Genomic DNA, 24,398 nt, shown 5'->3' with positions numbered 1-24,398 from the left:
TTTTTGGGAGAAAAAAATATGACTTTATTATTTGATTTTCCTCTAAAAACACATTAAAAATACATAAACTTAGTGTTAAAAATATGTTAAAATTTAATGATTGATAAACAGAAAATTTTTAGGTAGGAATTTTTAAGCTTATCCTAAAAAATACGATAAGTTATCAATAGGAATAGTAAATATTTTTTCAAAACTTTCAGTAGATATTTATATAAGGTTAATTGCTTTTTAAAAGGAATTTTTTAGAATAAAAAGGTATTCTTATTTTTTATGATAAGGTAATGTGTTTAGCTCTTATTTTAAAATGAAATCATCTCCATTGTTAAAGCGATTAAACGCTGTAAAAACTGAAAATGTTTTGTATATAAATACTTTCTTTTATTTTAGAAATGTTGAAAATAAATTGTGTTTAAGAATCAATTATTACTGGTAATAGTTTAAAGTTTAACTCATTTTATTTTAAATAATAAATCAAATAAAATAATTCTATCGAAATACGATAAATTGTTAAAATCAAGTAACCTTATTATGAATTGGAATAAAGCAATGGTTCTTTCAGGTGTTTTTCTGTCATTTCTCGCGAATGCTCAGGAAAAGCCTCGTTTGCAGAAAAAAGGAACTGCAACACAGCTTGTGGTTGATCAGAAACCGTTTCTTATTTTAGGAGGAGAATTGGGAAATTCTTCGGCTTCCTCATTTCAGGATATTGAACGAGACTTTCCAAAGCTTCAGAAAATGGGACTGAATACGGTTTTGGTTCCGGCATATTGGGATCTGATCGAGCAGGAAGAAGGAAAATTTGATTTCAGTTTAATTGATAAAGCGATTGATCAGGCTAGAAAAAATGATCTGAAAGTTGTTTTCCTTTGGTTTGGTGCCTGGAAAAACTCAATGTCATGTTATGCACCACTTTGGTTTAAAAAAGACTATAAAAAATATCCTAGAGCCTATTCAAAAGCAGGAAAACCGATGGAAATTGCCAGTTCTTTTTCCGAAAACGTATTGAATGCAGACAATAAGGCTTTTGGAGAATTAATGAAACACATTGCTTCCGTTGATCAGTCTCAGGGAACGGTGGTGATGATTCAGGTGGAAAATGAAATCGGAATGCTGGAAGGTGCAAGAGACTATTCGAAAGAGGCCAATACAATCTTTAATGCACAGGTTTCTGCAAATCTGATACAATTCCTGACAAAAAATAAAAAAGAGCTTCATCCTTCATTATCCGAAAAATGGGGAAAACAAGGTTTTAAAACAAAAGGAAACTGGCAGGAAATCTTCGGAAATGATTTATATACTGACGAATTATTTACCGCGTATTCTTATGCTCAATATGTAGAAAAACTGGCAAAAACTGCCCGTTCCATTCACAACATTCCTTTATATGTAAATGCTGCGATGAACAGCAGAAACAGACAGCCTGGAGAATATCCTGCAGGAGGACCTTTAGCGCATCTGATTGATATTTGGCATGCCGGAGCACCAAGTATAGATATGATTTCTCCTGATTTATATGATGGAGAGTTTACAACGTGGTCTTCAAAATATAAGCTTCACAACAATCCTTTGTTTGTCCCGGAAATTAAAATGACACAAAATAATGGAGTTCAGGCCTTTTATGCGTTCGGAGAACATGATGCCATTGGATACAGTCCGTTTTCTATTGAAAATAATTCTGAAGCCGGAAGCAAAAGATTATCAGAAGCCTATTCAAAATTAAAAGAATTGATGCCTGTATTGGCGAAATATCAAGGACAGGGACAATCTAAAGGATTGCTTTTCGACCAGAAAAATCCCGAACGAATTATCAATTTTGACGATTTAAAAATTACAGCAAGACATTTTTTCTCGCTTCCATGGGATCCAAGAGCAAAAGACGGAAGTGTTTGGCCGGAAGGAGGCGGATTGATTCTGAGATTGACAAAAGACGAATACATCATTGCCGGAAGCGGAATTGTGGTAGAATTTGAAAAAGAAAATGAGAAAAAAGAAGTTCAGGCAAAAGACTTAGGAGAAGATGGTTTTGCGGCTCAAGGAGGAAAATCTCAGGCTCAAAATTCCTGGAATGGCGGAAAAAGAGCAGGAATCGGTCCTGTAGATGAAATCAGTATTGATGGAAATGGAAAATTTAAGTATGTAAGAAGATTGAATGGTGACCAAACGCATCAGGGAAGACACGTCAGAATTGGTGTTGATGATTTTCAGATTCTTCATGTGAAACTCTATGAATATCAATAAGATTGTCAATAGAAACGGGCTTTAGCCCGTTTACGAAATAAAAAACAATTCATAAAGGCTTTAGCCAAAACCTATCTAAATGAATAAAACAAAATTCTTCAAAATCATATTATTTTTCATCAGCATATCCTTCATTGATGCAAAAATTAAACTGCCCCGATTAGTTTCAGACGGAATGGTTTTGCAGCGTGATCAACCTTTAAAAATCTGGGGTTGGGCTGATTCAGGAGAAAAAGTTGAAATCCTGTTTCAAAATAAAAAATATAATACAGTAGCCGACAAATCAGGAAACTGGAAAGTAGATCTTCCGAAAATGAAATCAGGCGGACCTTTTACCATGACGATTAATGAAATTACATTAAAAAATATTCTGATTGGTGACGTTTATGTATGTTCAGGTCAGTCGAATATGGAGCTTCCGATGCGAAGAGTCAAAACATTGTATCCTCAGGAATTGGTAAATGCCAATAATACCCATATCCGTTTTTTTACAGTTCCTCAGAAATATAACTTTAAAGAAGCACAAAATGATCTGGACGGTGGAATTTGGGAAGAAACCAATCCTCAGACTGTTCATAATTTCTCAGCAGTTGCCTATTTTTTCGCAAAAGAAATGTATCAGTACAATAAAATTCCGGTAGGAATTCTTCATTCAAGTTTGGGTGGATCTCCGGTTCAGGCTTGGATGGATGTCAATACATTAAAGAAATATCCTGAATATATTTCTGAAGCTGAAAAATGGAAAAGTGATGATCTGATCTCTCAAACCGAATCTTCAGAAAAAACGTTGAGCAATAACTGGTATGCAGAATTAGAGAAGCTTGATCCGGGAATTGAAAACCATTGGGAAAAATTCGATCTGAATGATGCTGGCTGGAAAAAAATGAATGTACCCGGTTCTTGGGAAGATTTGGAAAAACCTTTTGATGGTTCCGTGTGGTTCACAAAAGAAATTAATCTTCCGAAAGGAGCGGATGAAAACGCTGCATTTCTCAATTTAGGAAGAATCAAAGATGCTGATGTTACCTATATTAACGGGCAAAAAGTAGGAAATGTTACCTACGAATATCCTCCGCGTTGGTACGACATTCCTTCAGGAATTTTAAAAGAAGGTAAAAATATCATCACGGTAAGAATAACTAACGGAAGCGGAAAAGGGGAATTTATAAAAGATAAAGACTATTTCCTGCAAATCGGTTCCGAAAAAATTGATTTAAAAGGAGAATGGAAATATAAAGTAGGAGCTATGATGGATCGTCCTGCTCCCGGACAAACGTTCATCCGTTGGAAACCTACAGGATTGTACAATGCTATGTTGAATCCTCTTATTCAATATCCTATAAAAGCTGTTCTTTGGTATCAGGGAGAAAGTAATACGGCAAAACCACAGGAATATCAGGATCTTTTATCAACGATGATTTTAGACTGGAGAACTAAATGGAATCAGAAAGATCTGCCTTTTTTCATTGTTCAGCTGGCGAATTTCATGCAGACAAAATCCGAACCTGTTGAAAGCAATTGGGCAGAATTAAGAGAACAGCAACGAAAAGTTTCTCAAACTATTCCTAATACCGGACTTGCGGTAACCATCGATGTCGGTGAATGGAATGATATTCATCCGCTCAATAAAAAAGAAGTGGGAAAAAGGCTGGCTCTTCAGGCAGAAAAAGCGTTGTTTGATAAGAATATTATTGCAGACGGACCCGTTTACGAATCCATGAAAATTGAAGGAAATAAAATCATTTTAACCTTTAAAAAAGGAACTGACGATTTTGCACAAGCTTCACAATTAAAAGGTTTTGCTATAAAAGGAAACAACGGAATTTACAAATGGGCAAATGCAAAAACAGAAGGAAATAAAGTCATCGTCTGGAATGATGAAATTAAAAATCCTGTAGCTGTTCGTTACGCTTGGGCAGATAATCCCCAAGATGCCAATCTGAAAAATAAAAAAGGAATTCCAGCTTCACCATTCGCTACTGATTAAGAATCTTAGCTAAGTGAAACGCCTTTGCGAACTTAAAAATATACAGAATAATATAAAAAGAATCTTAGCGCTCTTAGCGTTAAAAAAATAAAATAAAACTATATGAGCAATTCTCAAAAAATATCAGTCATTGAAAAAGTAGGCTACAGTCTCGGTGATTTGGCAGCCAACCTTGTTTTCCAGACATTGGTGACCTATTTGGCCTATTTCTACACAGATATTTATGGCTTAAAACCCGAAGACGCTTCAATTATCACTTTGGTTGTTGGGTTAATCGCAGGTTTTGGTTTCAATCCTTTGATTGGAGCTTTGGCAGACCGTACGCAAACCAAATGGGGAAAATTCCGTCCATGGATTTTGTTTTCTGCCGTTCCGCTGGGAATTGCGGCTTTGATGGCTTTCAGTACGCCAGATTTTTCTTACAAAGGAAAAATGATATATGCAGCGATAACGTATACACTATTGCTATTATTATATGCTTCCAATAATCTTCCGTATTCTGCTTTAAGTGGGGTAATTACCGGAGATATGGGCGAAAGAAACAGTATTTCTTCCTATCGTTTTGTGGCTGTGATGTTCTCACAGTTTTTTGTGCAGGTGTTCATGTTGCCTATCATTTTATCAGTTGGAAATGGTGATAAAGCAATCGGAATCGAAATCGTAATGACTTGGTTGGCAATCATTGGTTCTGTTATGCTATTAATTACTTTTTTTACAACGAAAGAAAGAATTATTCCTAAACCGGAGCAGCAGTCAAGCTTTAAAGAAGATTTAAAAGATCTATTTAAAAATAAACCTTGGCTGATTATGCTTTCCGTTACGGCGTTGATTTTCATTACTCTGGCGATGAAAGGAGGTTCTTATGTTTACTATTTTAATAATTATGTAGATGAAACGGCTTTAAAAAACTTCATTTCTCCCATTACTTCATTTTTTAACTCTATTGGAATGAATTTCTTTGGTGAAGACGCAAAATCTGCCGGTTTCGGATTGTTTAATGCCGGTGGAATTATTATGATGATTATCGGGATCACTTTTTCAAAGGGATTCGCAGATAAATATGGAAAAAGAGACGTTTTCATGGCATCGCTTTTCATTTCTACACTATTCGTTTTAATCTTTATTTTCTATCCTCCGAAATCTGTCGGCTTGATGTTCTTATCGCAAATCTGTCACGGGTTTTTCTATGGAATCAGCACACCGATTTTGTGGGCGATGATTGCCGATGTAGCCGATTATTCAGAATGGAAAACCAACCGTAGAGCGACGGCAATTATTTTCTCTGCAATGATGGTGGGTTTAAAGGTTGGATTGAGCATTGGAAGTGCTTTAGTGGCATCAATTATTGGAAAATACGGATATATTTCCGCATCAGGAAATCAGCATATTGTTCAACCTGAAACGGTAGCAACAGGAGCAAAAATGCTGGTGAGTGTTTTCCCGGCTATTCCTTTTTTTCTGGCTTGCGGACTTCTTTTCTTTTATGAAATTAATAAGAAAATGGAAGTGGAAATTGAGAAAGACTTAGCAGAAAGAAGAAAATAAAGTAATGAATATGAAACGTATCATTTTATTAGGTTTAATGACTTTAGCTGTTTCGAATGTAACAGCTCAAAAGTCGGAAGGTTCTTTGAAGAAAGCTTATCAGGATAAGTTTTACATCGGAACAGCGATGAATCTGGAACAAATTAACGGAACAGATAAAAAATCGGTAGAGATCATTAAAAAACAATTCAGTTCTATTGTTGCGGAAAACTGTATGAAATCGATGTATCTGCAACCTCAGGAAGGACAGTTTTTCTTTAAAGATGCTGATAAATTCGTTGAGTTTGGAGAAAAAAATAAAATGTTCATCATTGGTCATACGCTGATCTGGCATTCTCAGGCTCCCGATTGGTTTTTTGTAGACAAAGATGGAAAAAATGTTTCTCCTGAAGTCCTGAAACAGAGAATGAAAAATCATATCACAACCATTGTTTCCCGATACAAAAGAAGAGTGAAAGGTTGGGATGTAGTGAACGAAGCTATTTTGGAAGATGGTTCTTACCGAAAATCTAAGTTTTATGAAATTTTAGGTGAAGAATTTATTCCATTAGCTTTTAAATATGCTCAGGAAGCAGATCCGAATGCCGAATTGTATTATAATGATTACAATGAATGGCATCCAGGAAAAGTAAAAAGAGTCACTATGTTAGTTAAAGATTTAAAATCAAAAGGAATCCGGATTGATGGAGTAGGAATGCAGGCTCATATTGGAATGGATACGCCTTCTATAGATGAATATGAAAAAGCGATTCTTGCATACGCAGAAAGTGGCGTAAAAGTAAATATCACAGAACTGGATATCAGTGCACTTCCTTCACCGTGGGGAACTTCCGCGAATATTGCTGATAAAGTAGCTTATGACGAAAAAATGAACCCTTATAAAAAAGGACTTCCAAAAGAAGTTCAGACGCAATGGGAAAATCGTTATGAAGATTTTTTCAGTTTGTTTTTAAAGCATAAAGACAATATTCGAAGAGTAACTCTGTGGGGAGTAAGTGATAATCAATCCTGGAAAAACGACTTTCCAATTAAAGGCAGAACGGATTATCCTTTACTTTTTGACCGTCAATTTAAAGCAAAGCCTATTGTCAGAAAACTGATTAAACTGGTAGAAGAAAGTAATTAAGATTTCTCCCGCAGATCTAGCAGATTACGCAGATTCTTTAACACAATTAATCATCTGCAAAATTTGCAAAATTCGCGAAAGATTAAAAAAATAGATGAATGAAATATTTCACTATAAAGCAAACATTTCAAAATAAATTAAACTTAAAATATAATGAACAACTCAAAATATCTATTTCCAAACGACTTCATGGCAGATCCATCCGTTCACGTTTTTGAAGGGAAACTTTACATTTATCCCTCTCACGATCGCGAAAGCGGTATTGAAGAAAACGATAACGGCGATCATTTCGATATGAATGATTACCATGTTTTTTCTTTGGATGACGTGGAAAACGGAGCAATTACAGATCACGGCGTAGTCCTTTCCGTAAAAGATATTCCTTGGTCGGGAAGGCAGCTTTGGGATTGTGATGTAGCGTACAAAAACGGGAAATATTATATGTATTTTCCATTGAAAGATAAAAATGATATTTTCAGAATTGGGGTTGCGGTGAGCGATAAACCTTACGGCCCTTTTGTTCCTGAAAAACACCCGATGATGGGAAGTTATAGTATCGACCCTTGTATTTTTGAAGAAAACGGAAAACATTATATATATTTCGGAGGAATTTGGGGCGGGCAATTGCAACGGTACAGAAATAACAAAGCGTTGGAATCTGCTGTAATTCCTGAAAATAACGAACCTGCAATTCCGTCAAAAGTGGCTCTATTAAGTGAAGATATGCTTGAATTTGCTGAAGAGCCAAAAGATGTTTTAATTCTTGATGAAAATGGAAATCCTCTGCTTCATGGAGATGAACATCGTTTCTTTGAAGCTTCATGGATGCACAAATACAATGGGAAATATTATTTTTCTTATTCTACAGGTGATACCCATCTTTTATGTTATGCGATTGGGGATAATCCTTACGGACCTTTCACGTATCAAGGAGTGATTTTGACTCCAGTTGTAGGATGGACGACACATCACAGTATTGTAGAATTTAAAGGAAAATGGTATTTGTTTTTCCATGATTCCGTTCCGAGTGGGGGAAGAACCTGGCTTCGAAGCATGAAAGTGGTGGAACTGGAGTATAATGAAGACGGAACTTTCAAAACAATTGAAGGATTGGTCGATAATTAATTAAAAATCAATAAGCTAGAAGACTTTTGATCTCTCGCAGATTTAGCAAATTATGCAGATTTTTTAACACAATCATCTGCATAATCACCATAATCTGCGAGAGAAAAATTAATAAAAATAACAAATCAGAAAAACTTTCCTATGAACAATTTCCGAAGGTATTTATTGATCTTTCTTTTATTTCCGCTCCTGTTTTTTGCAGAAGACGGAAGTAAATTGTGGCTTCGTTTTCCCAACGCAAAAACCGGTATTTCTGCGGATAAAATTATTTCAAAAGGTAAAAACCCAACGATTGAAATTGCGAAGAAAGAATTGATGAATTACTGGCAAGGTCAGACCATTGAATTGCGGACAGAAAAATCGTTAAAGAATCTGAAAGATGGCTATACCATAAAATCGAATTCAGATAAAATCATTATTTCAGCAGCAAAAGAAAGTGGATTATTGTATGGAGTGTATCATATTCTAAGACTTCAGCAAACGAAATCTGATGTTTCTCAATTAAATATTACAGAAAAACCTTCTTATGATGTAAGAATTCTGAATCATTGGGATAATTTAGACGGAACCATCGAAAGGGGATATGCTGGACATTCTTTATGGAAATGGGAAGATTTGCCGAACAAAATTTCACCGAGATACGAAGAATACGCAAGAGCAAATGCTTCAATCGGAATTAATTCAGTGGTTTTGAATAATGTGAATGCTTCGCCTAATATGCTACGTACAGATTACTTACAAAAGGTAAAGGTCTTGGCTGATATTTTCAGACCGTACGGAATTAAAGTATATCTGTCGGTTAATTTTTCTTCACCTAAAGTTTTGGGTGGACTGGAAAATTCAGATCCGTTGAATAAAAATGTGCAGCAGTGGTGGAAGGAAAAAGCTTCTGAAATTTATAAACTGATTCCGGATTTTGGAGGATTTTTGGTAAAAGCCAATTCAGAAGGACAACCCGGACCGCAAGATTACGGAAGAACGCATGCAGACGGGGCCAATATGATGGCAGATATATTGAAACCTTATGGCGGAATTGTAATGTGGAGAGCTTTTGTGTACAGTCCGAGTAAAGAAGACCGCGCAAAACAGGCACATTTGGAATTCGTTCCTTTGGATGGAAAATTCAGAGATAATGTGATTGTTCAGATCAAGAATGGACCGATTGATTTCCAGCCTCGGGAAGCATTTAATCCGTTATTCGGAGCTTTAAAGAAAACTTCGGAGATGGTAGAATTTCAGATCACACAGGAATATCTTGGCTTTTCCAATCATTTGGTGTATTTGGCTCCATTGTTTAAAGAAACTTTGGAAAGTGATACCTATTCTGAAGGAAAAGGCTCTACGATTGCCAAAATCACAGACGGAACTTTAAGACCTAATAAAATTACAGGGATTGCGGGAGTTGCCAATATCGGAGAAGATGAAAACTGGACGGGAAATCATTTTGCACAGGCCAATTGGTATGCTTTCGGAAGATTAGTATGGAATCATGAATTAAGTTCTGAGCAGATTGCGGATGAGTGGATTAAAATGACGTTTACAGACGACCAAAATTTCTTGAATCCTGTAAAAGAAATGATGCTTTCTTCAAGAGAAACGACGGTAGATTATATTATGCCTTTAGGATTGCACCATATTTTTGCTTCCGGACATCATTATGGCCCAGAACCGTGGGGAGATTACAAAGGTGGAAGACCTGATTGGTCACCTGTTTATTATCATAAAGCTGATGCAAACGGAATAGGATTTGACAGAACGGAAACCGGAAGTAACGCGGTTTCACAATATTTTCCTCCGTTAAATGAAATCTATGGAAACATCAAAACCTGTCCTGAAAATTTGATCTTATGGTTTCATCATGTACCATGGAATTACCAGATGAACGATGGGAAAACATTGTGGGAGGAATTGTGTTTCAAATATGATACGGGGGTGAAAAATGTAAGAGATTATCAGAAATTATGGGATAAAATGCAGCCATATGTTGATGAACAAAGATTTACGGAAGTTCAGTCAAGGTTAAAAATTCAGGCAAGAGACGCGGTTTGGTGGAAAGATGCTTGTCTGCTGTATTTCCAGACTTTTTCAAAAATGCCGATTCCTTATGAAATTGAACGTCCTGTTCATGAACTTGAGGATTTGAAAAAAATTAAATTAGATCTTAAACATCATAACTAATAAGAAAGCTGTTCCAAAAAAAATGGAACAGCTTTTTTCATTTTAATACTATTTTTTAATCACTTTTTTGGTCAATTCTTTTCCGTTGTCCAGTTGAATTTTGATAAGATAAGTTCCTTTTGGAGTATTGGAAATATCAATGGTATTTTCTGTAGTGGGAGAAGCAATTAATTGTCCAGTAATGCTATAAGCCTGTGCTGATTTTATTCTTTGTTCACCTTGCAAATGAATAATTCCTGAGGTTGGATTTGGATAGATTCCTACATTCTCTTTTTGAACATCTCGTACTGAAAGATTCGTAAGAGAAAGCTTTTTTACCATAATCCCGCTTTGAGAATAGGTAAGTATTAAAGTATTACTTACAGGATCTATTGCAATATCATTGAAAGTAGCGGCTCCGTCTGAAATAATATCTCCTCCGATTTTTATCCAGCTTGTTGTAGCCGAATTATATTTGTATACCTGATTTTTGGAATGATTGGCATTGCTGCTGTCCCATATACTTGCAGCAACATAAGGCGTACCATCCGAAGATACCGTTAGTGAAGTATAATTAACTACAGAATCAGAAAAGTTGGCGTTTCCAATTTGCACCCAGTTAGTACCATCAAACTTTTTTACATTAAGCTTTCTTCCTTCAGCGGTACTGGAAACATACGCCACATAAGGAACATTATAGCTGTCTAATGCTATATCTGAAAACGAATTATCAGAAGAATAAGCAGTACCTACAGAATTTCCGCCTACTAAAGTCCATGTATCAGAACTCGTAGCAGTAGTGCTTATTTTATAGACTTTAACACCACTTGCTACATGACATACATAGATATTGTTGTCTGAACCGATCACCATTTCTGCAAAAGTAGCTCCGGTGGAAAATCCTGCATTTCCAACTTGTTCCCAAGTTCCGTTATTATATCTTCGTACAGTACCGGAACCATCTGAACTATAGGAAAATAAGGTATTATTTGAAGAAACAGCAATTGCCTGATAATTCACACTTGCTGTGGTAGCATTAGTTAATTGAGACCAAGCTCCTGAGCTGAACTTTCTGACTTCCATTCCTGTTCCCGGATAACCAAGTTGATTGCTGTAGTAGAGATTTCCGATTCCATCCATAGATAATGCACTATAGGTTGCCGTTCCGGAAGTTATTCCTGCAGCTCCACCAAGATAAGACCATGAAGAGCCATTGAATTTTTGAACAGAAGCTTTAGATACGGAAAGATCATAATAAGAAACGTAGTAATTTCCGGAGTTGTCAATCACAAGATTGTTATAGCTGGAACTGCCCGCTGAGATAATACCGGGAGTTCCTACACTTTCCCAAGTTTGGGCGTTGGCTGAAAAAAAAGTTAAGCTTATTCCGCCGATAAGAAACATTTTTTTTAATGATAGAAAAGAGTTTTTCGTCATACTGGTAGATTTATATATATTCAAAAATTATTATGATTTTTTAGAAATGTTAAAAGAGAATTTTCTTTTGTTTTTCTTGTGAAAGAGATCATAACAAATTTATGAGGATGACGATGAAAACACGGTTTTTGTTGTGGAAATGAAACTTATTTACATACTCATTACATACTTTTTATGTTTTTTAGAAGTGATTTTGAATGTTATTTTACGGTAAATGTAATTTTATGAGTAACGAATGGGAGAGAAGATTAATCGTTTTTAGAATGGTTTTTAAAATAAAACGGATTGTGTTTAATATAATGAAAACGGGTTTTATTTATTAAATTAAAACTGGTTGATCCAGATGTAAATGTCAAGATTTGACGGAATTTCGAATTTTTTTCGGAGTCTGTATTTTTTGTTTTGAACCGTGCGAGTTTCGATGAAAGTGTATTTGGCAATTTCTTTTGTGGTTAACTGCATTTTCAAAAGCGCACAAAATTCAATTTCTGATTGCTGAAGATCTGAGTTTTTAGCTAAAAGGTTTTCCTGAAATTTTGGATATACTTTTTCAAAAGCAAACATAAATGCAGGATCTTTCTTTTCCAAAAGATCAATAAGATGATGATAGTATTCAGGTAAAATGGTCTCTGTATTCAGAATTTCCGATGCATTTTTAGTTTTTCTTCTAATGAAGTAATAGGTAACACCTCCGACAATTCCCAAACCAAGAAAAATCCAGAGAAAGTAATTTTTTGAAGACTTTTTTTCTTCCTTTTTGTCTCTGTTGATTACTTCTTGTAGCGAATTGTATTTGCTGTTCAGGACTTGAAGATCATATTCCTTTATTTTGTTTTGATAGAAAGCGGCGCTGTCTTTCATGCCTAATTCCTGGTACATATCCTGTAAAGGTTTGTAGACTTCACTCATGTTGAGATCCGTACCATTATTTTTATTGATAAAAAGAGCTTTATTAAAATTAGAAATGGCAGCTTTATAATCTTTCTTGTTCTTAAAATAATTTCCGATGACTGAATAATTGGTGATCATGGACTGATCATCCGGAGAGTTTTTTGCTTTTAGTTGTATCGATGTTTTCGCATAATGATAGGCAGAATCTATATTCAGCTGAGCATAAATATTGGCAAGATTAGAATAATTTAAATATTGAAATCTGTTTTGTTCTTCAGGATTGGTAATTTCTTCTCCGCTTTGTATCTCTTCAAATATCTTTTTGGCGGCATTTTTAGGCTCATTTTTATCCAAATAGATATTGGCAAAACTATTTAATACATTTGCTTTTGCGTAAAATATTTTTTCACTTTTCGGATTTTCTTTTTGCAGGAGATCATAGGCTGAACTTAAATATTTGATCGCTTTATCATGAAATTTATTCATAGAATAGGTTTCAGCCATGTAGATATTCGACATTGCTTCATAATAAGCATTGTGATACTCACTTGATTTTTTCTGAAGTTTTTCTGAAGAAATAATGAGGCTGTCTAATGTATTTTTGCTGTAAAAATATCTGCATTTTCTGTCCAGTATTTTTAATTCAGAAAGAGAATCTTTCAATTGCTGAGACTCTTTAAGTAAAGGATTTAATTCTTTATACGCTTTGTCAATATTGGTTTTAAAAAGCTTTGAATTGGAAACGATTTTATTTTTAAGATCTTTTTTGGATTGCGCATTGCATATACTTCCAATGATGAAAATCAAAAGTAAAATCGCTCTGCCCAAGTGTTTCATGTTTCTCTTAAATATAATAAGAATCAGTGTAAATATTGTAAAAAGTAGTGTAAAAGTAGCGAAAAAGTATTAATAATTCAATAATAAAGGCATAAAGGATTTATTACTGACGAACAACACATCAAATTTTTAAAATAAATTTCGCGTAGGGATATGACAAAATGTATAATCTATTTACATTCATTTTGTTAAATAGTATTATATAAGTAAGCCCCAAAAACAGCTAATTAAAATCTTAAATTAAAAGGTTTTAAAATTGATAAACGAAAGCATTAATATTCATTCCTGCACCTACAGAAGCAAACAAAACTACATTTCCTTTTTCTATTTGATGTTTTTCCAGTTCTCCTTTTAAGATCATGGCGAGTAGAGAAGGAATGGTTGCCACACTGCTATTTCCTAATTTATCAATCACCATGGGCATGATATTCGGCGGTAGTGGTGTGTTGTACAATTGATAAAATCTTTCAACAATGGCTTCGTCCATTTTTTCATTGGCTTGATGAATAATGATTTTATCTAAATCATGAATTGAAAATCCACTTTTATCCAGACATTGTTTCATCGCTTCAGGAACGTTGGTCAGAGCAAATTCGTAGATTTTTCGTCCATCCATTTTGATGTATTTTACACTTGGACAGCTTTCATTATTATATGATTTTCCAAAGTATAAATAATCTTTTTCCTTGTATGTGAAAGAAGCTGACAAATGAGATTGAATTCCGGATCCGTCTTCCACAGATTCCAGAACAACGGCTCCAGCACCATCTGCATAGATCATACTGTCTCTGTCGTGGATGTCAGAAACTCTGGAAAGTGTTTCAGCACCTATGACAAGACATCTTTTTGCTATTCCGGATTTGATAAAAGCATTGGCTTGAATTACCGCTTCAATCCATCCAGGACAACCAAATAATACATCATAGGCAACGCAAAAATTGTTTTTGATTTGTAAGGAATGTTTCACCCTTGAAGCGAGACTGGGAACCATATCCGACTGAATGGTACCAAACTTTACATCTCCAAAATTATGGGCAAAAATGATATAATCTAAAGTTTCAGGATCTATTCCTGAATTCTCAATCGCTTCTTGAGCGGCAATGAGCCCCAAATCGGAAGTTACTTCATTGCTGTGAGCGTAGCGTCTTTCTACAATGCCTGTTATTTTTTGTAATTTTCTGGTGATAGAGGCATTATCTTCTTTTAAAGCATCTCCTTGTTCGTTTAGAAAAATATGTTTATCGAAAAATAAATTAGTAATGGTTTCTGAAGGGATGTAATTACCTACGCCGATGATTTTGCTTGTCATTAAATGTAAACTTTGACTTTTTCAGTCTTTTAAATAAGGTGGTTAAGCGAATAATTGAGTAAAGATACTAATTAAAACAGGTGAATTATATTTTTAACTAAAAATTAAGTAAAATTAATAGAGTTTTGCATAGTATTGAAGTTTTTTATAAATGGTTTTTAAAAAAAATTAACTTTTTTTGAAACCTTTAAAATTTGAATTTTAATACAGATTGTAGTTAATGTTTTTAATGTGAAATATAATGGCTGAAAAAAATAAAACCACTGCAATTAATTTAATTACAATGGTTTCGTTGAATATAGTAAGTGAAATTTTTTTCTTTATTGCTTCATATTTGCTTTAATTCTTTCTTCAATAATTCTCCAATCGTACAGATGAAAAACTTTGCCATTGCTCATGGCAACAAAAACTCCTTTGGGAAATTTTGCCCCAAGATTTACATTCGTAACTTCGGAACCATCACTTTCCTTTGTGGAAACAGGAATTTCTGCAATTCTTCCTTTCGTAGGATTTTCTCTTAAATAGACATTAAAAGTGTCTTTCTGCTGATTGGAAACTAAAATGTAACCTGTATTAGCAGAAGTAGTGTAGATGGAGATTCCTTCCACATCAGATTTAAAATCACCTTTTCCGAAAACAGCCAGTTCTTCAGTTCCTTTTTCGGGATCAGTGTAATATTGATGAACCCCAAACATTTCGTCAGAATAATAAATGTATCCCATTTCATCATCTACAGCAATGCTTTCGATTTCTTTTAAACCGCTGTATTTTCCAAATTTTCTTACAGCTTCTCCTGTTATTTTACCGTCTTTTTCAATCAGTTTATATTGCCAAAGATAGCCGTCATTAGGTCCTGATTTTCTTCCTACAATAGCGAAAATTTCTCCGGTTTGAGGATTTTTATACATCGAAATTCCCATGGGACCACGTTCGGTTTCACCCTCGAAAACAGAGATTTCTCCAACCTCTTTTAAATCAGGAAGTGAGTACAATTTTACCTTATTGGTTTCTCGCTCCGTTGTTGCAGCAATGTCTGTTTTTTGTCCGTTTAGCTCAAATCCATATTCGATATCAACATTATTCGGACGCTTTAATCCTAGTACTTTATTAATGATTTTTCCATCCAGATTGAAAGCGTACAACCCTCCATTGGTATCTTTATCGGTACCGATAATAATACTTTTTGAAGCATCTTGAGGATTAATCCAAATCGCAGGATCATCAGTGTCATACATTACAGTTTCTGTAACGACAGTAGGTTCTAACTTTTTTCCTAATTGGCTTTGCCCGACGCAGCTTACCACGAATGGTAAAACGGATAAGGCTATACTATAATTTACTTTTTTCATTTAAATTGTAAAACGGGTTTACTTTTTCTAACAGTTGTTTGTCATTCTGACGAAGGAGGAATCTCAGCAATATAAAGATTCTTCACTCCGCTTCGGTCTGTTAAGAATGACAAACTGAACGGTTGGTTTGGATGTGTTCAATTAAAAATCAAACTTCACTCCAAGATTAAACTTCGGTCTGTAATATTCAACCTGAGCTGTTCTGTCTTTAATTCCCTGATAATATCTCAACGGTTGATTGGTTAAATTATTCGCTTCAGCAAACACTCTTAACTGACTTGTGATTTTATAGGAAGCATTGGCGTCAAGGAATAATTGATTGTCATAATAACGGTCTTCAAAAGAATTTCCACCCAGCTCATCAATATAATGAGAAGCATAGTTCATAGAAACTCTTGCAGAAAAACGTTTGTTTTCCCAAGAAAGAGATCCATTGAACATATGCGGAGCCGTTCCCGGAAGTCCTACATCTGTTCTTTCCAAACCATCTTCATTTGTGATTCCTTTTGCTTTAGAATGTGTATAGGTATAGTTTACATAAACTCCCAACCCTTTCCAGAAAGCGCCCGGAATGAAATCCAATTGTCTTTGTAAAGCAACCTCAAAACCGTATAATTTTACATTATCTCCGTTTCTTTGCTGTGTGAAGCTCCAGTTGTTTTCTCCTGCCGGAATGGGGTTGTTTTGTCCTCCAAAATCGTTAGCAAAGTCATTCGCAGAGTAATTTCTTCTTGAATACGTATAAATAAAATCCTTTAAACTCTTATAGAAAACACCTCCGGAAAGAATACCTACCGATTTGAAATATTTCTCTGCCATAAAGTCGAAATTATAAGCATAAGTGGCCTTCAGATTCGGGTTTCCTGCAGAAATTGCTTCGTCTCCTGAAATGACATTCAGGTAAGGAACCAAAGCGTAATAATTCGGACGTGCCAAAGCGGTAGTAAACGCTGCACGAAGAACCAAATTCTGAACCGGAACATATTTAAATGATACATTCGGAAGGATATTGGTGTACGTATTGGTATTGGTGATTTTTCCTACTAAATCCTCTTCATCCAGCACATAATTTCCCGTGTAATTAATTTTTGTAGTTTCAATACGGGCTCCAACAATCATTGAAAGTTTATCGTTGAAATCCTGATCCCAACGAATATATCCTGCATAAATATTTTCTTTGGCATTATAGTTTCCGGAAAGGAATTCTTCAGGTTTCGACTCTGAATTAAATAAATTAGGATTAAATAAATCTAATCCTCCCAGATAAGAAGCGCTTGCAAAAGTTCCTGGAACATAATTTCCCGGTTGGAAGTTGTGTCCGTTGAAATAGGTGGTGGGAACATTCAACAAACTTCCCATATCGTTGATGGGTTCGAAAGCGAAATAATCATTTTCTCTTTCTTTAGTTTTCAATCGTAAACGTCCACCCACACGGATTCTTCCTTTTTGATCTTCAATCACAGAGAACGGAAAGCGTAAATTAACTTTTGCTCCAAATTCTTTTTCCTGTGTAAAACTGTTGGAATCTGAAAGATCACTCAATTGGTAATCTCCAAGATTATCAGGAGAAGTTGGAAGAATCATTGGTTTTCTAGGATCAAGTAAATTGGATGAAAAACTTAGATCTTCATTTTCAAACTCAATATATCTTTCATGAGGCTTCTTTTCACTTGCTATGGCATAGTTCATTGCCCAGTCCAGGTCAATCTTTGAACCTAAAAGATGTTCTCCTCGTAAAGCATAGTTTTGCACTTTCTGTCGCTCCAAACGGGTATTGTCATTGTTATAATCTCCTGCTTTATCCTGTCTTGTGATACTTCCTTCCCAATCCTCGATCGTTGATTTGTCAGCACTGTAGATAGGTTTTATTTTGTAGCCTAAAGCATAGCGGTTTTCCTTATCATTTCTGAAATTGTACATCGCAGAAGCATAAATTTTGTTCTTTGAGTTGAATTCATAATCCAAATTCAGGTCAAAACTATGTCTGATACGGTGTTCATTGTAATAACGGATTCCCATTTTGCTTACATAAGCAGTTTGTGCTGCGTCTTTCGCAAGACTCCATGTAGGCTCTATATTATCTGAACCAAAATTGTTGTTATTGTATGAAAAACTGAATACAGCTCCCAGTTTTTTGTTTAGAAAACGGTCTCCGTACACCAATCCTGCAGTATAATTTCCTTTTTCACGAATCGGACTGTAACCTCCTGCAACGGTCGCCGAAATTCTCCGTCCATTCGGAGAAGCTCTTGTGATTAGATTTACAGAACCTCCGATAGCATCGGCATCCATATCGGGAGTCAATGTTTTATTAACTTCAATCGTAGAGATCATGTCTGAAGGAATCAAATCCATCTGAACATTCCTGTTATCTCCTTCGGCAGAAGGAATTCTATCACCATTTAAGGTTACCGAGTTCAGATTGGGAGCAAGACCTCTGATGATTAGATTTCTCGCTTCACCCTGATCATTTTGAATGGTGATTCCCGGAACACGTTTTAAAGCATCACCGATATTGGCATCAGGAAAACGTCCGATCTGGTCAGAAGAAATAACATTGGTAATATTGGCGTTACTTTTTTGTTTATTTAAGGCTCTTGCCTGATTTTTTAAGGTTGCTCCTGCTACTACCACTTCTTCAATCGTGGTTTCCTTTCTTGCAAAAACAATATTCTGTTTCGTATTTTTATCAGATTCTACGGTTACATTATATTCGTGGGTTCCATAACCGAGATAATCAATTTTCATCGTATAATTTCCGGCAGGGACATTTAGGAAAACAAAATTTCCATGATCGTCTGAAGTTGTGTAAATATTTCCGGGAGTCAGGGAAATTTTTGCTCCGGGAAGTGCAATTCTTGAATCATCATTAATATTTCCCGAAACAGTACCTGATTGTGCGTAAAAATAAATGGAAGCACATAAGAGAACTGAGGTAAAAATTTTCTTCACTTTCGTTAGATTTAATCTTGGCAAAATTAAATGCTTGTTTAGAAAATGATTTGAAGAGAACTTTAAGATTGTTTTAATGAATTGTTACGATAAACAGGTGTTTTCAGGGTTGAAATTAAACTATTGTTAAATCTTTTGTTGTTGAATTTTTTACGGTTATTTTTTATTATTTAAAGTAATTTTTGACCAATATGATAAATTGGCTTATTATTTTATGCATAATTAATTTTAAACTGATACTTTTGCAGAAGTGAATAAGTTGATGGGAATTTAAGGTAAAGACATTTATTTTAATCAATATAAAAAATGATCAAAAAACCTTTGCACAATTTCCATATTCCCGTGATGGGTTTGGCGTACACCATAGACAGTCCTATTCGTGTAGCGCAATACGGCATTTCTTCCGTAGTTTCTATAATTGATGATGAGATTATAGAAAAAATGAAAAATTTTTACAGCAAGAAATTTAATCTGAATTATTCAGGGATTTCTACTAAAATTGATGACTATCGTGCCAAGAGAATTACGGCGTATCTTGACATGATGGATGATATCGTCAATGAAAAATTTGAAGCCTTTAAAGAAGAAATTTCGAAAAGTAAAACGACTCTGAAAAATTTCATGGAGATGCTTCCGAATACTTCAGAGCTGAAAAACCACTTTCAGGTTTTCCTTAATCAGAAAGAAAATATTACTTCTTCAATCAAACATTTTGTTGAAACCCATCTTTCTCCTGGAAGTATTGATGTCAATATTATGACAAAAGTAGATAAGGATAATTTTCACAATAATGAACAATTGCCTGTAATCTATAACGATGCGCATGCTTCGCTGAGAGGATTTGCAAACAGTAAATTGTCTTCTTCGATGGTACTTTCCGCAGGAATGAATCCCCGTTTGTACAGTTATATTGAAGAATTTGAAGACTTTTTTCCGGATGAAAACGGTTTCCTAAAGAAGAAAATTATTCTGAAAGTCAGCGATTTTCGTTCTGCAATGATTCAGGGGAATTTTTTAGCAAAAAAAGGACTTTGGGTTTCTGAGTACAGAATAGAATCAGGTTTGAATTGTGGTGGACATGCCTTTGCAACAGAAGGTTTGTTGCTCGGTCCGATTATGGAAGAATTTAAACAGAGAAAAAACGAACTGATAGAATCTGCTCATTCTTTAATGCTTAAAACGTTGGAGCAAAAAGGAAAACATTTGGTTTCTGAACCGTTGGAGATGAAAATTACGGTTCAGGGTGGAGTAGGAACCGCAGAAGAACACGATTTTCTTTTAAAAACGTATAGTGTTGACAGTATTGGTTGGGGATCACCGTTTCTTTTAGTTCCCGAAGCGACTTCAGTAGATGATGAAACCCGTGAGTTATTGGCAAAATCTAAAGAAAATGATTTTTATCTGAGTCATCTTTCCCCTTTAGGAGTTCCTTTTAATACGGTGAAAGGAACTTCAAACGAAACTTTTAGACGAAGTAAAGAATCCAAAAATAAATATGGAAGTTCATGCCCGAAAAAGCTCTTGGCATTGAGCAAAGAATATTCTTCACCACAGGGAATTTGTACAGCTTCTAGAAAGTATCAGGCGATTAAGCTTGGAGAGTTGGAGCAGGAAAAAGAACAAATGAGTGAAGGTCTGTTTCAAAAAAAGAAAGAAAAAATTACGGAAAAAGCTTGTCTTTGTGTAGGGTTAGTAAATTCGGCTTATATGGAACAAAATTTAGAAATAAAAGGGGAGAAGCAAGGTGTCGTTATTTGTCCGGGACCCAATCTGGCCTTTTTTGATAAAGAAGTTTCCCTTTCCAATATGGTGCAGCATATTTATGGAAATAGCAATGTATTGTCCGATCATCACCGTCCGAATATGCTGATCAATGAGTTGAAGCTATATGTAGATCATCTGAAAAAAGAAATCACTGATTTTTCAGAAAAAATAACCAATTCTCAGATCAAAAAGTGGAAAACTTTTAAAGAAAATCTTCTTAATGGAATTGCTTACTATCAGCAAGTTCTTTCTACTTCAGATTTCTTTAAATTGGAAACAGATACGATTAAAAAGCAATTGGATAGCTATAGGGTGCTATTGGAAGAGATTGAAATTCCTGAGAACTAAAATAAAGAATGAATAAAGAGGCGGTTATATTAAACTGCCTCTTTTATTTTTGAATATCCCACGAAGTTTTCCGGAAAATTTTAAAATAGAAAATATAATTTTTTATCCTGAAACATAGAGTTATAAGTGCTTTTTTAAATAATTGTTAAAAAATAATTTTGGCAATATCAAAAATAGTTCTATATTTGCACCACTGAAAACGACGATAGAATCGGAGTTTATGGAGAGTTGGCAGAGTGGTCGATTGCGGCAGTCTTGAAAACTGTTGACTGTAACAGGTCCGGGGGTTCGAATCCCTCACTCTCCGCCATTTGGAAATCCAAAATAAGCTAAAACGCTGTAAGCATGAATGTTTACAGCGTTTTTTGTTTTAACGCTAGTTTCAAAAATTAGGATTATGCTAAGGGTTAGAAAGTTTTTTAGTCTAGTTTGAGATTTTCATAAATGAAAAACAGAAAATTTATCTTTTGTATAGAAATATTATGGTTTTGTATAGAATAGTGGTTGAAATTTTTAACAATTATATAAATTAGTACGTTCAAAAGTAATAATGGAAGGGCTGAATAGTGAAATTAAGGAGAGCGCAGTTCTCAATTTTTTTATACATGAAAAATTGAGTGTTTATCGTAGAGCTCTTTTTTTTTCAGTGGTTTTTGTGTTTTTTATATTTACTTTAATTATTACTCACGACGAGAGTCTGAAAACTTTGTGGCTTTTTAATTTAGGACTTCTTATTGCTATTTTTTCACCCATAATTTTTAATATTTTTTATTTTATTCCTAAGATTTTATGTAGAGGAAAATATGGAAGGTATATTGTTTTATTATTTTCTTCAATTGTTGTATTTTATATAGTTTTAGTCTTTTTTACCTGGATTTATTTTATTTCAAACCCTCAAATGGAACCGGAGTATATTTCTCAGAAAACCTTTTGGTGGGGAGGTTTAGTATACAGTATCGTTATCGTTTTACTTTGTGCAGCATCTGCTGCTTTTAAATTATTTCAAAAGTGGATTAAAGGTCATTATGTTATTCTTGAGCTTAAAAATAATCTGATACAAACAGAACTCAATTTGTTAAAGGCTAATATAAGTCCTCATTTTCTTTTTAATATGCTTAATAATACGGAAGTTTTAATAAGAACGGAACCTGCAAAAGCAATTTGCATTCTAGGTGAGCTTTCTGATTTTTTAAGATATCAACTTTATGATGCAAGTCGAAATATGGTTTTGTTGAGCTCAGAGATCTCTTTCTTGAGAAATTTTTTAAACCTAGAGAAGGTGAGAAGAGATTGTTTTAATTTCGAAATTGTGAAAATCGGGATTCATACACAAGTCGAAATTCAGCCACTTATATTCATGCCTTTTGTCGAAAATGCAGTAAAACATAACGCGAATTCTGATAGTAAAGCATTTGTTGATATTGTATTTGAATGGTCATCTGAGGAACTGGTTTTTACTTGTAGAAACCCAAAAGAAAATAATTCTAAGCTTCGAAATCGACAGGAAGGATTTGGGCTTCCCAATGTTAAACAGAGATTGGCAATACTTTATCCGGATAGACATAATTTAACTATTGAAGATGAGAAGGATTTTTATACGGTTATTTTAAAAATCAATTTATGAAATGTATTATTGTAGATGATGAACCATTAGCAAGAGTAGGATTGAATATGTTACTTGAAGAGTATCAGAATATTAAAATCATAGGTAGTTTTAGTAAAGCCGCAGAGGCATTGGCTTTTTTGGTGAATAAGTCTGTAGACCTTATATTCCTTGATATACGTATGCCGGGAATTAACGGTATTGACTTCGCAAGATCTATACGTAAAAATGCAATGATTATTTTTATCACCGCACATGCAGAGCATGCTTTAGACAGTTATGAGGTGGAGGCAATAGACTATTTAGTAAAACCTATAAATAGAAATAGATTTCATAGGGCTGTTAATAAAGCGATTGAATACTCAGATTTACTAAAAAATAATTCTGTGGATTCGTCAGTCGAGTTTTTAAATAATTATATTATGGTAAGAGCTGACCGTCAATTTGTGAAAGTTGACATGAATACAATTTTATATATTGAAGGGCTAAAGGATTACGTCATTATATTTCTTGTGGATGGAGAGAGAATCCTCACCAATCTGAACCTTAGAACCATTCACAATCAACTTTCTTTAGATTATTTTATAAGGGTGAGTAAATCGTATATAGTTAATATTTCATACATTTCCAGCTTTGATAATAACATTATAAAGATTCTTGATCGGGATATCCCGATTGGAAACATTTATCGGGATGAGTTTTTAGACAAGCTGGTAAGAAAAAGTCATAAGAAATAACATAAAATATTTAATTACAAACATCTAGTTGATGCTTTACCAAGTTGTAGTAAGTGGATTTATTTTTCAGAAGACTTTGATGATTTCCGATTTCAGCGATTGTACCATCTTTTAAGACAACAATTTGATCAGCACTTTTTATGGTGGATAGTCGATTAGCAATAACAACTACCGTTTTATTTTTAAAACATTCCTGTAAATTATCATATATTATTCTTTCATTATTGGAGTCAAGTGCGCTCGTAGCTTCATCAAAAAAGAGGTACTTAGGATTTTTATAAATAGCTCTTGCTATCAATATTTTTTGCTTTTCTCCTCCCGAAATAGGATGTTCAATACCAATTTTTGTAGTAAGACTTAAAGGGAGATTGGCAATAAATGGCCCAATATTCGAAATGTATATTGATTTATCTAACATTTGATAATCGATATTTTTAGCTCCGACTGTAATGTTTTTTTCTATGGTATCTGAAAAAATAGTTCCATTTTGCATTACTGCACCGCAATGATCCATAAGATTTAAGTGGGAAACGTTCTTAATCTCAGGATTATTATATTCAATCATACCATTAGTCGGAGTGTAGTGCATTAATAAGATTTTCATTAGAGTAGTCTTGCCGCTTCCGCTTTCTCCAACTATTGCTGTGGTTTTTCCTTCTGGAATAAAAAAGGAAATATCATTTAGAACAGAAGATGATTGAAAACCTCCAAATCGAAATGAAACATTTTTTATAGCAATACCTTTTAGGTGGTTTGTTGTATTTTTTAGATCATTTTTATGTGTGGTATAATGTTTTAACTTGGTTGTATACTCGTTTTGGATGTGTAAATCTTCCATTTAATTTTGTGAAAAAGTGTTTATTCTTGCTAAGGTGAAAAAAATAGATATAAATAAAATTAAATCTATACAAAAGCGAGTATTTACTAGACGAAACTATGTGTAATCTTTTAAAGTAATCAATTTATTGCATCAATATATTGTATCTTTCAAAA

General features: G+C 34.3%; 15 protein-coding genes and 1 tRNA gene. 10 read left to right on the top strand and 6 right to left on the bottom strand.

Annotated features, from left to right (window positions below; genetic code table 11):
* The first annotated feature begins 528 nt into the window (after positions 1-528).
* From RM51_RS04565 to RM51_RS04540, 6 genes are all read left to right on the top strand, one after another.
* Positions 529-2,238, top strand: coding sequence for a GH35 family beta-galactosidase (locus RM51_RS04565; protein WP_039365600.1), 1,710 nt, complete (start codon positions 529-531; stop codon positions 2,236-2,238).
* A gap of 79 nt (positions 2,239-2,317) precedes the next feature.
* A complete protein-coding gene (locus RM51_RS04560; RefSeq protein WP_084110944.1) occupies positions 2,318-4,225 on the top strand; it encodes a sialate O-acetylesterase in 1,908 nt (635 codons plus the stop codon).
* A 102-nt stretch (positions 4,226-4,327) separates the two neighbouring features.
* Positions 4,328-5,770 carry an MFS transporter gene (locus tag RM51_RS04555; RefSeq protein ID WP_039365599.1) on the top strand — a complete coding sequence of 481 codons (1,443 nt, stop codon included), beginning with the start codon at positions 4,328-4,330 and terminating at the stop codon, positions 5,768-5,770.
* A gap of 10 nt (positions 5,771-5,780) precedes the next feature.
* Positions 5,781-6,896, top strand: a complete 1,116-nt coding sequence (locus RM51_RS04550) for an endo-1,4-beta-xylanase (RefSeq protein WP_039366423.1) — start codon at positions 5,781-5,783, stop codon at positions 6,894-6,896.
* Positions 6,897-7,049: 153 nt separating this feature from the next.
* Positions 7,050-8,021: a glycoside hydrolase family 43 protein gene (locus RM51_RS04545; protein WP_039365597.1), complete on the top strand. Its 972-nt coding sequence runs from the start codon at positions 7,050-7,052 to the stop codon at positions 8,019-8,021.
* Positions 8,022-8,162: 141 nt separating this feature from the next.
* A complete protein-coding gene (locus RM51_RS04540; RefSeq protein ID WP_039365595.1) occupies positions 8,163-10,199 on the top strand; it encodes an alpha-glucuronidase in 2,037 nt (678 codons plus the stop codon).
* A gap of 48 nt (positions 10,200-10,247) precedes the next feature.
* On the opposite strand, the gene RM51_RS04535 is transcribed toward RM51_RS04540, so the two are convergent.
* The 5 genes from RM51_RS04535 to RM51_RS04515 form a co-directional block, all read right to left on the bottom strand.
* A complete protein-coding gene (locus tag RM51_RS04535; RefSeq protein ID WP_165584984.1) occupies positions 10,248-11,582 on the bottom strand; it encodes a T9SS type A sorting domain-containing protein in 1,335 nt (444 codons plus the stop codon).
* A gap of 357 nt (positions 11,583-11,939) precedes the next feature.
* Positions 11,940-13,343 (bottom strand): tetratricopeptide repeat protein, encoded by a 1,404-nt coding sequence (locus tag RM51_RS04530; protein ID WP_039365591.1) that lies wholly within the window; start codon positions 13,341-13,343, stop codon positions 11,940-11,942.
* A gap of 250 nt (positions 13,344-13,593) precedes the next feature.
* Entirely contained in the window at positions 13,594-14,652 is a 1,059-nt protein-coding gene (locus RM51_RS04525; protein WP_039365589.1) for a 3-oxoacyl-ACP synthase III family protein, read from the bottom strand.
* A gap of 320 nt (positions 14,653-14,972) precedes the next feature.
* Positions 14,973-16,001 (bottom strand): phytase, encoded by a 1,029-nt coding sequence (locus RM51_RS04520; RefSeq protein ID WP_039365587.1) that lies wholly within the window; start codon positions 15,999-16,001, stop codon positions 14,973-14,975.
* A gap of 141 nt (positions 16,002-16,142) precedes the next feature.
* A complete protein-coding gene (locus RM51_RS04515) occupies positions 16,143-18,953 on the bottom strand; it encodes a TonB-dependent receptor (RefSeq protein ID WP_052248397.1) in 2,811 nt (936 codons plus the stop codon).
* Positions 18,954-19,259: 306 nt separating this feature from the next.
* On the opposite strand from RM51_RS04515, the gene RM51_RS04510 reads away from it, so the two are divergent.
* The 4 genes from RM51_RS04510 (at position 19,260) to RM51_RS04495 (ending at position 23,405) form a co-directional block, all read left to right on the top strand.
* Complete coding sequence (locus RM51_RS04510; protein ID WP_039365583.1) at positions 19,260-21,065, top strand: hypothetical protein; 1,806 nt, start codon at positions 19,260-19,262, stop codon at positions 21,063-21,065.
* Between the two features lie 222 nt (positions 21,066-21,287).
* A tRNA-Ser gene (locus RM51_RS04505) sits at positions 21,288-21,375 on the top strand.
* Positions 21,376-21,963: 588 nt separating this feature from the next.
* The gene (locus tag RM51_RS04500) at positions 21,964-22,689 is read left to right on the top strand and encodes a sensor histidine kinase (RefSeq protein ID WP_165584983.1); all 726 of its coding nucleotides are present in this window, start codon (positions 21,964-21,966) and stop codon (positions 22,687-22,689) included.
* Complete coding sequence (locus tag RM51_RS04495) at positions 22,686-23,405, top strand: LytR/AlgR family response regulator transcription factor (RefSeq protein WP_039365581.1); 720 nt, start codon at positions 22,686-22,688, stop codon at positions 23,403-23,405. Before RM51_RS04500 ends, RM51_RS04495 begins: the two co-directional genes overlap by 4 nt.
* 10 nt (positions 23,406-23,415) lie before the next feature.
* Here RM51_RS04495 and RM51_RS04490 read toward each other — a convergent pair whose 3' ends face one another.
* On the bottom strand, positions 23,416-24,243 hold the full coding sequence (locus RM51_RS04490; protein WP_052248395.1) for an ATP-binding cassette domain-containing protein: 828 nt from the start codon (positions 24,241-24,243) through the stop codon (positions 23,416-23,418).
* Positions 24,244-24,398 lie beyond the last annotated feature (155 nt).

This window comes from Chryseobacterium taiwanense, assembly GCF_000813825.1.
In the GTDB taxonomy this organism is placed as follows: Bacteria; Bacteroidota; Bacteroidia; order Flavobacteriales; family Weeksellaceae; genus Chryseobacterium; species Chryseobacterium taiwanense.
The sequence above is the reverse complement of the archived record's forward strand: the minus strand, read 5'-3'. Positions and strand labels throughout refer to the sequence as shown.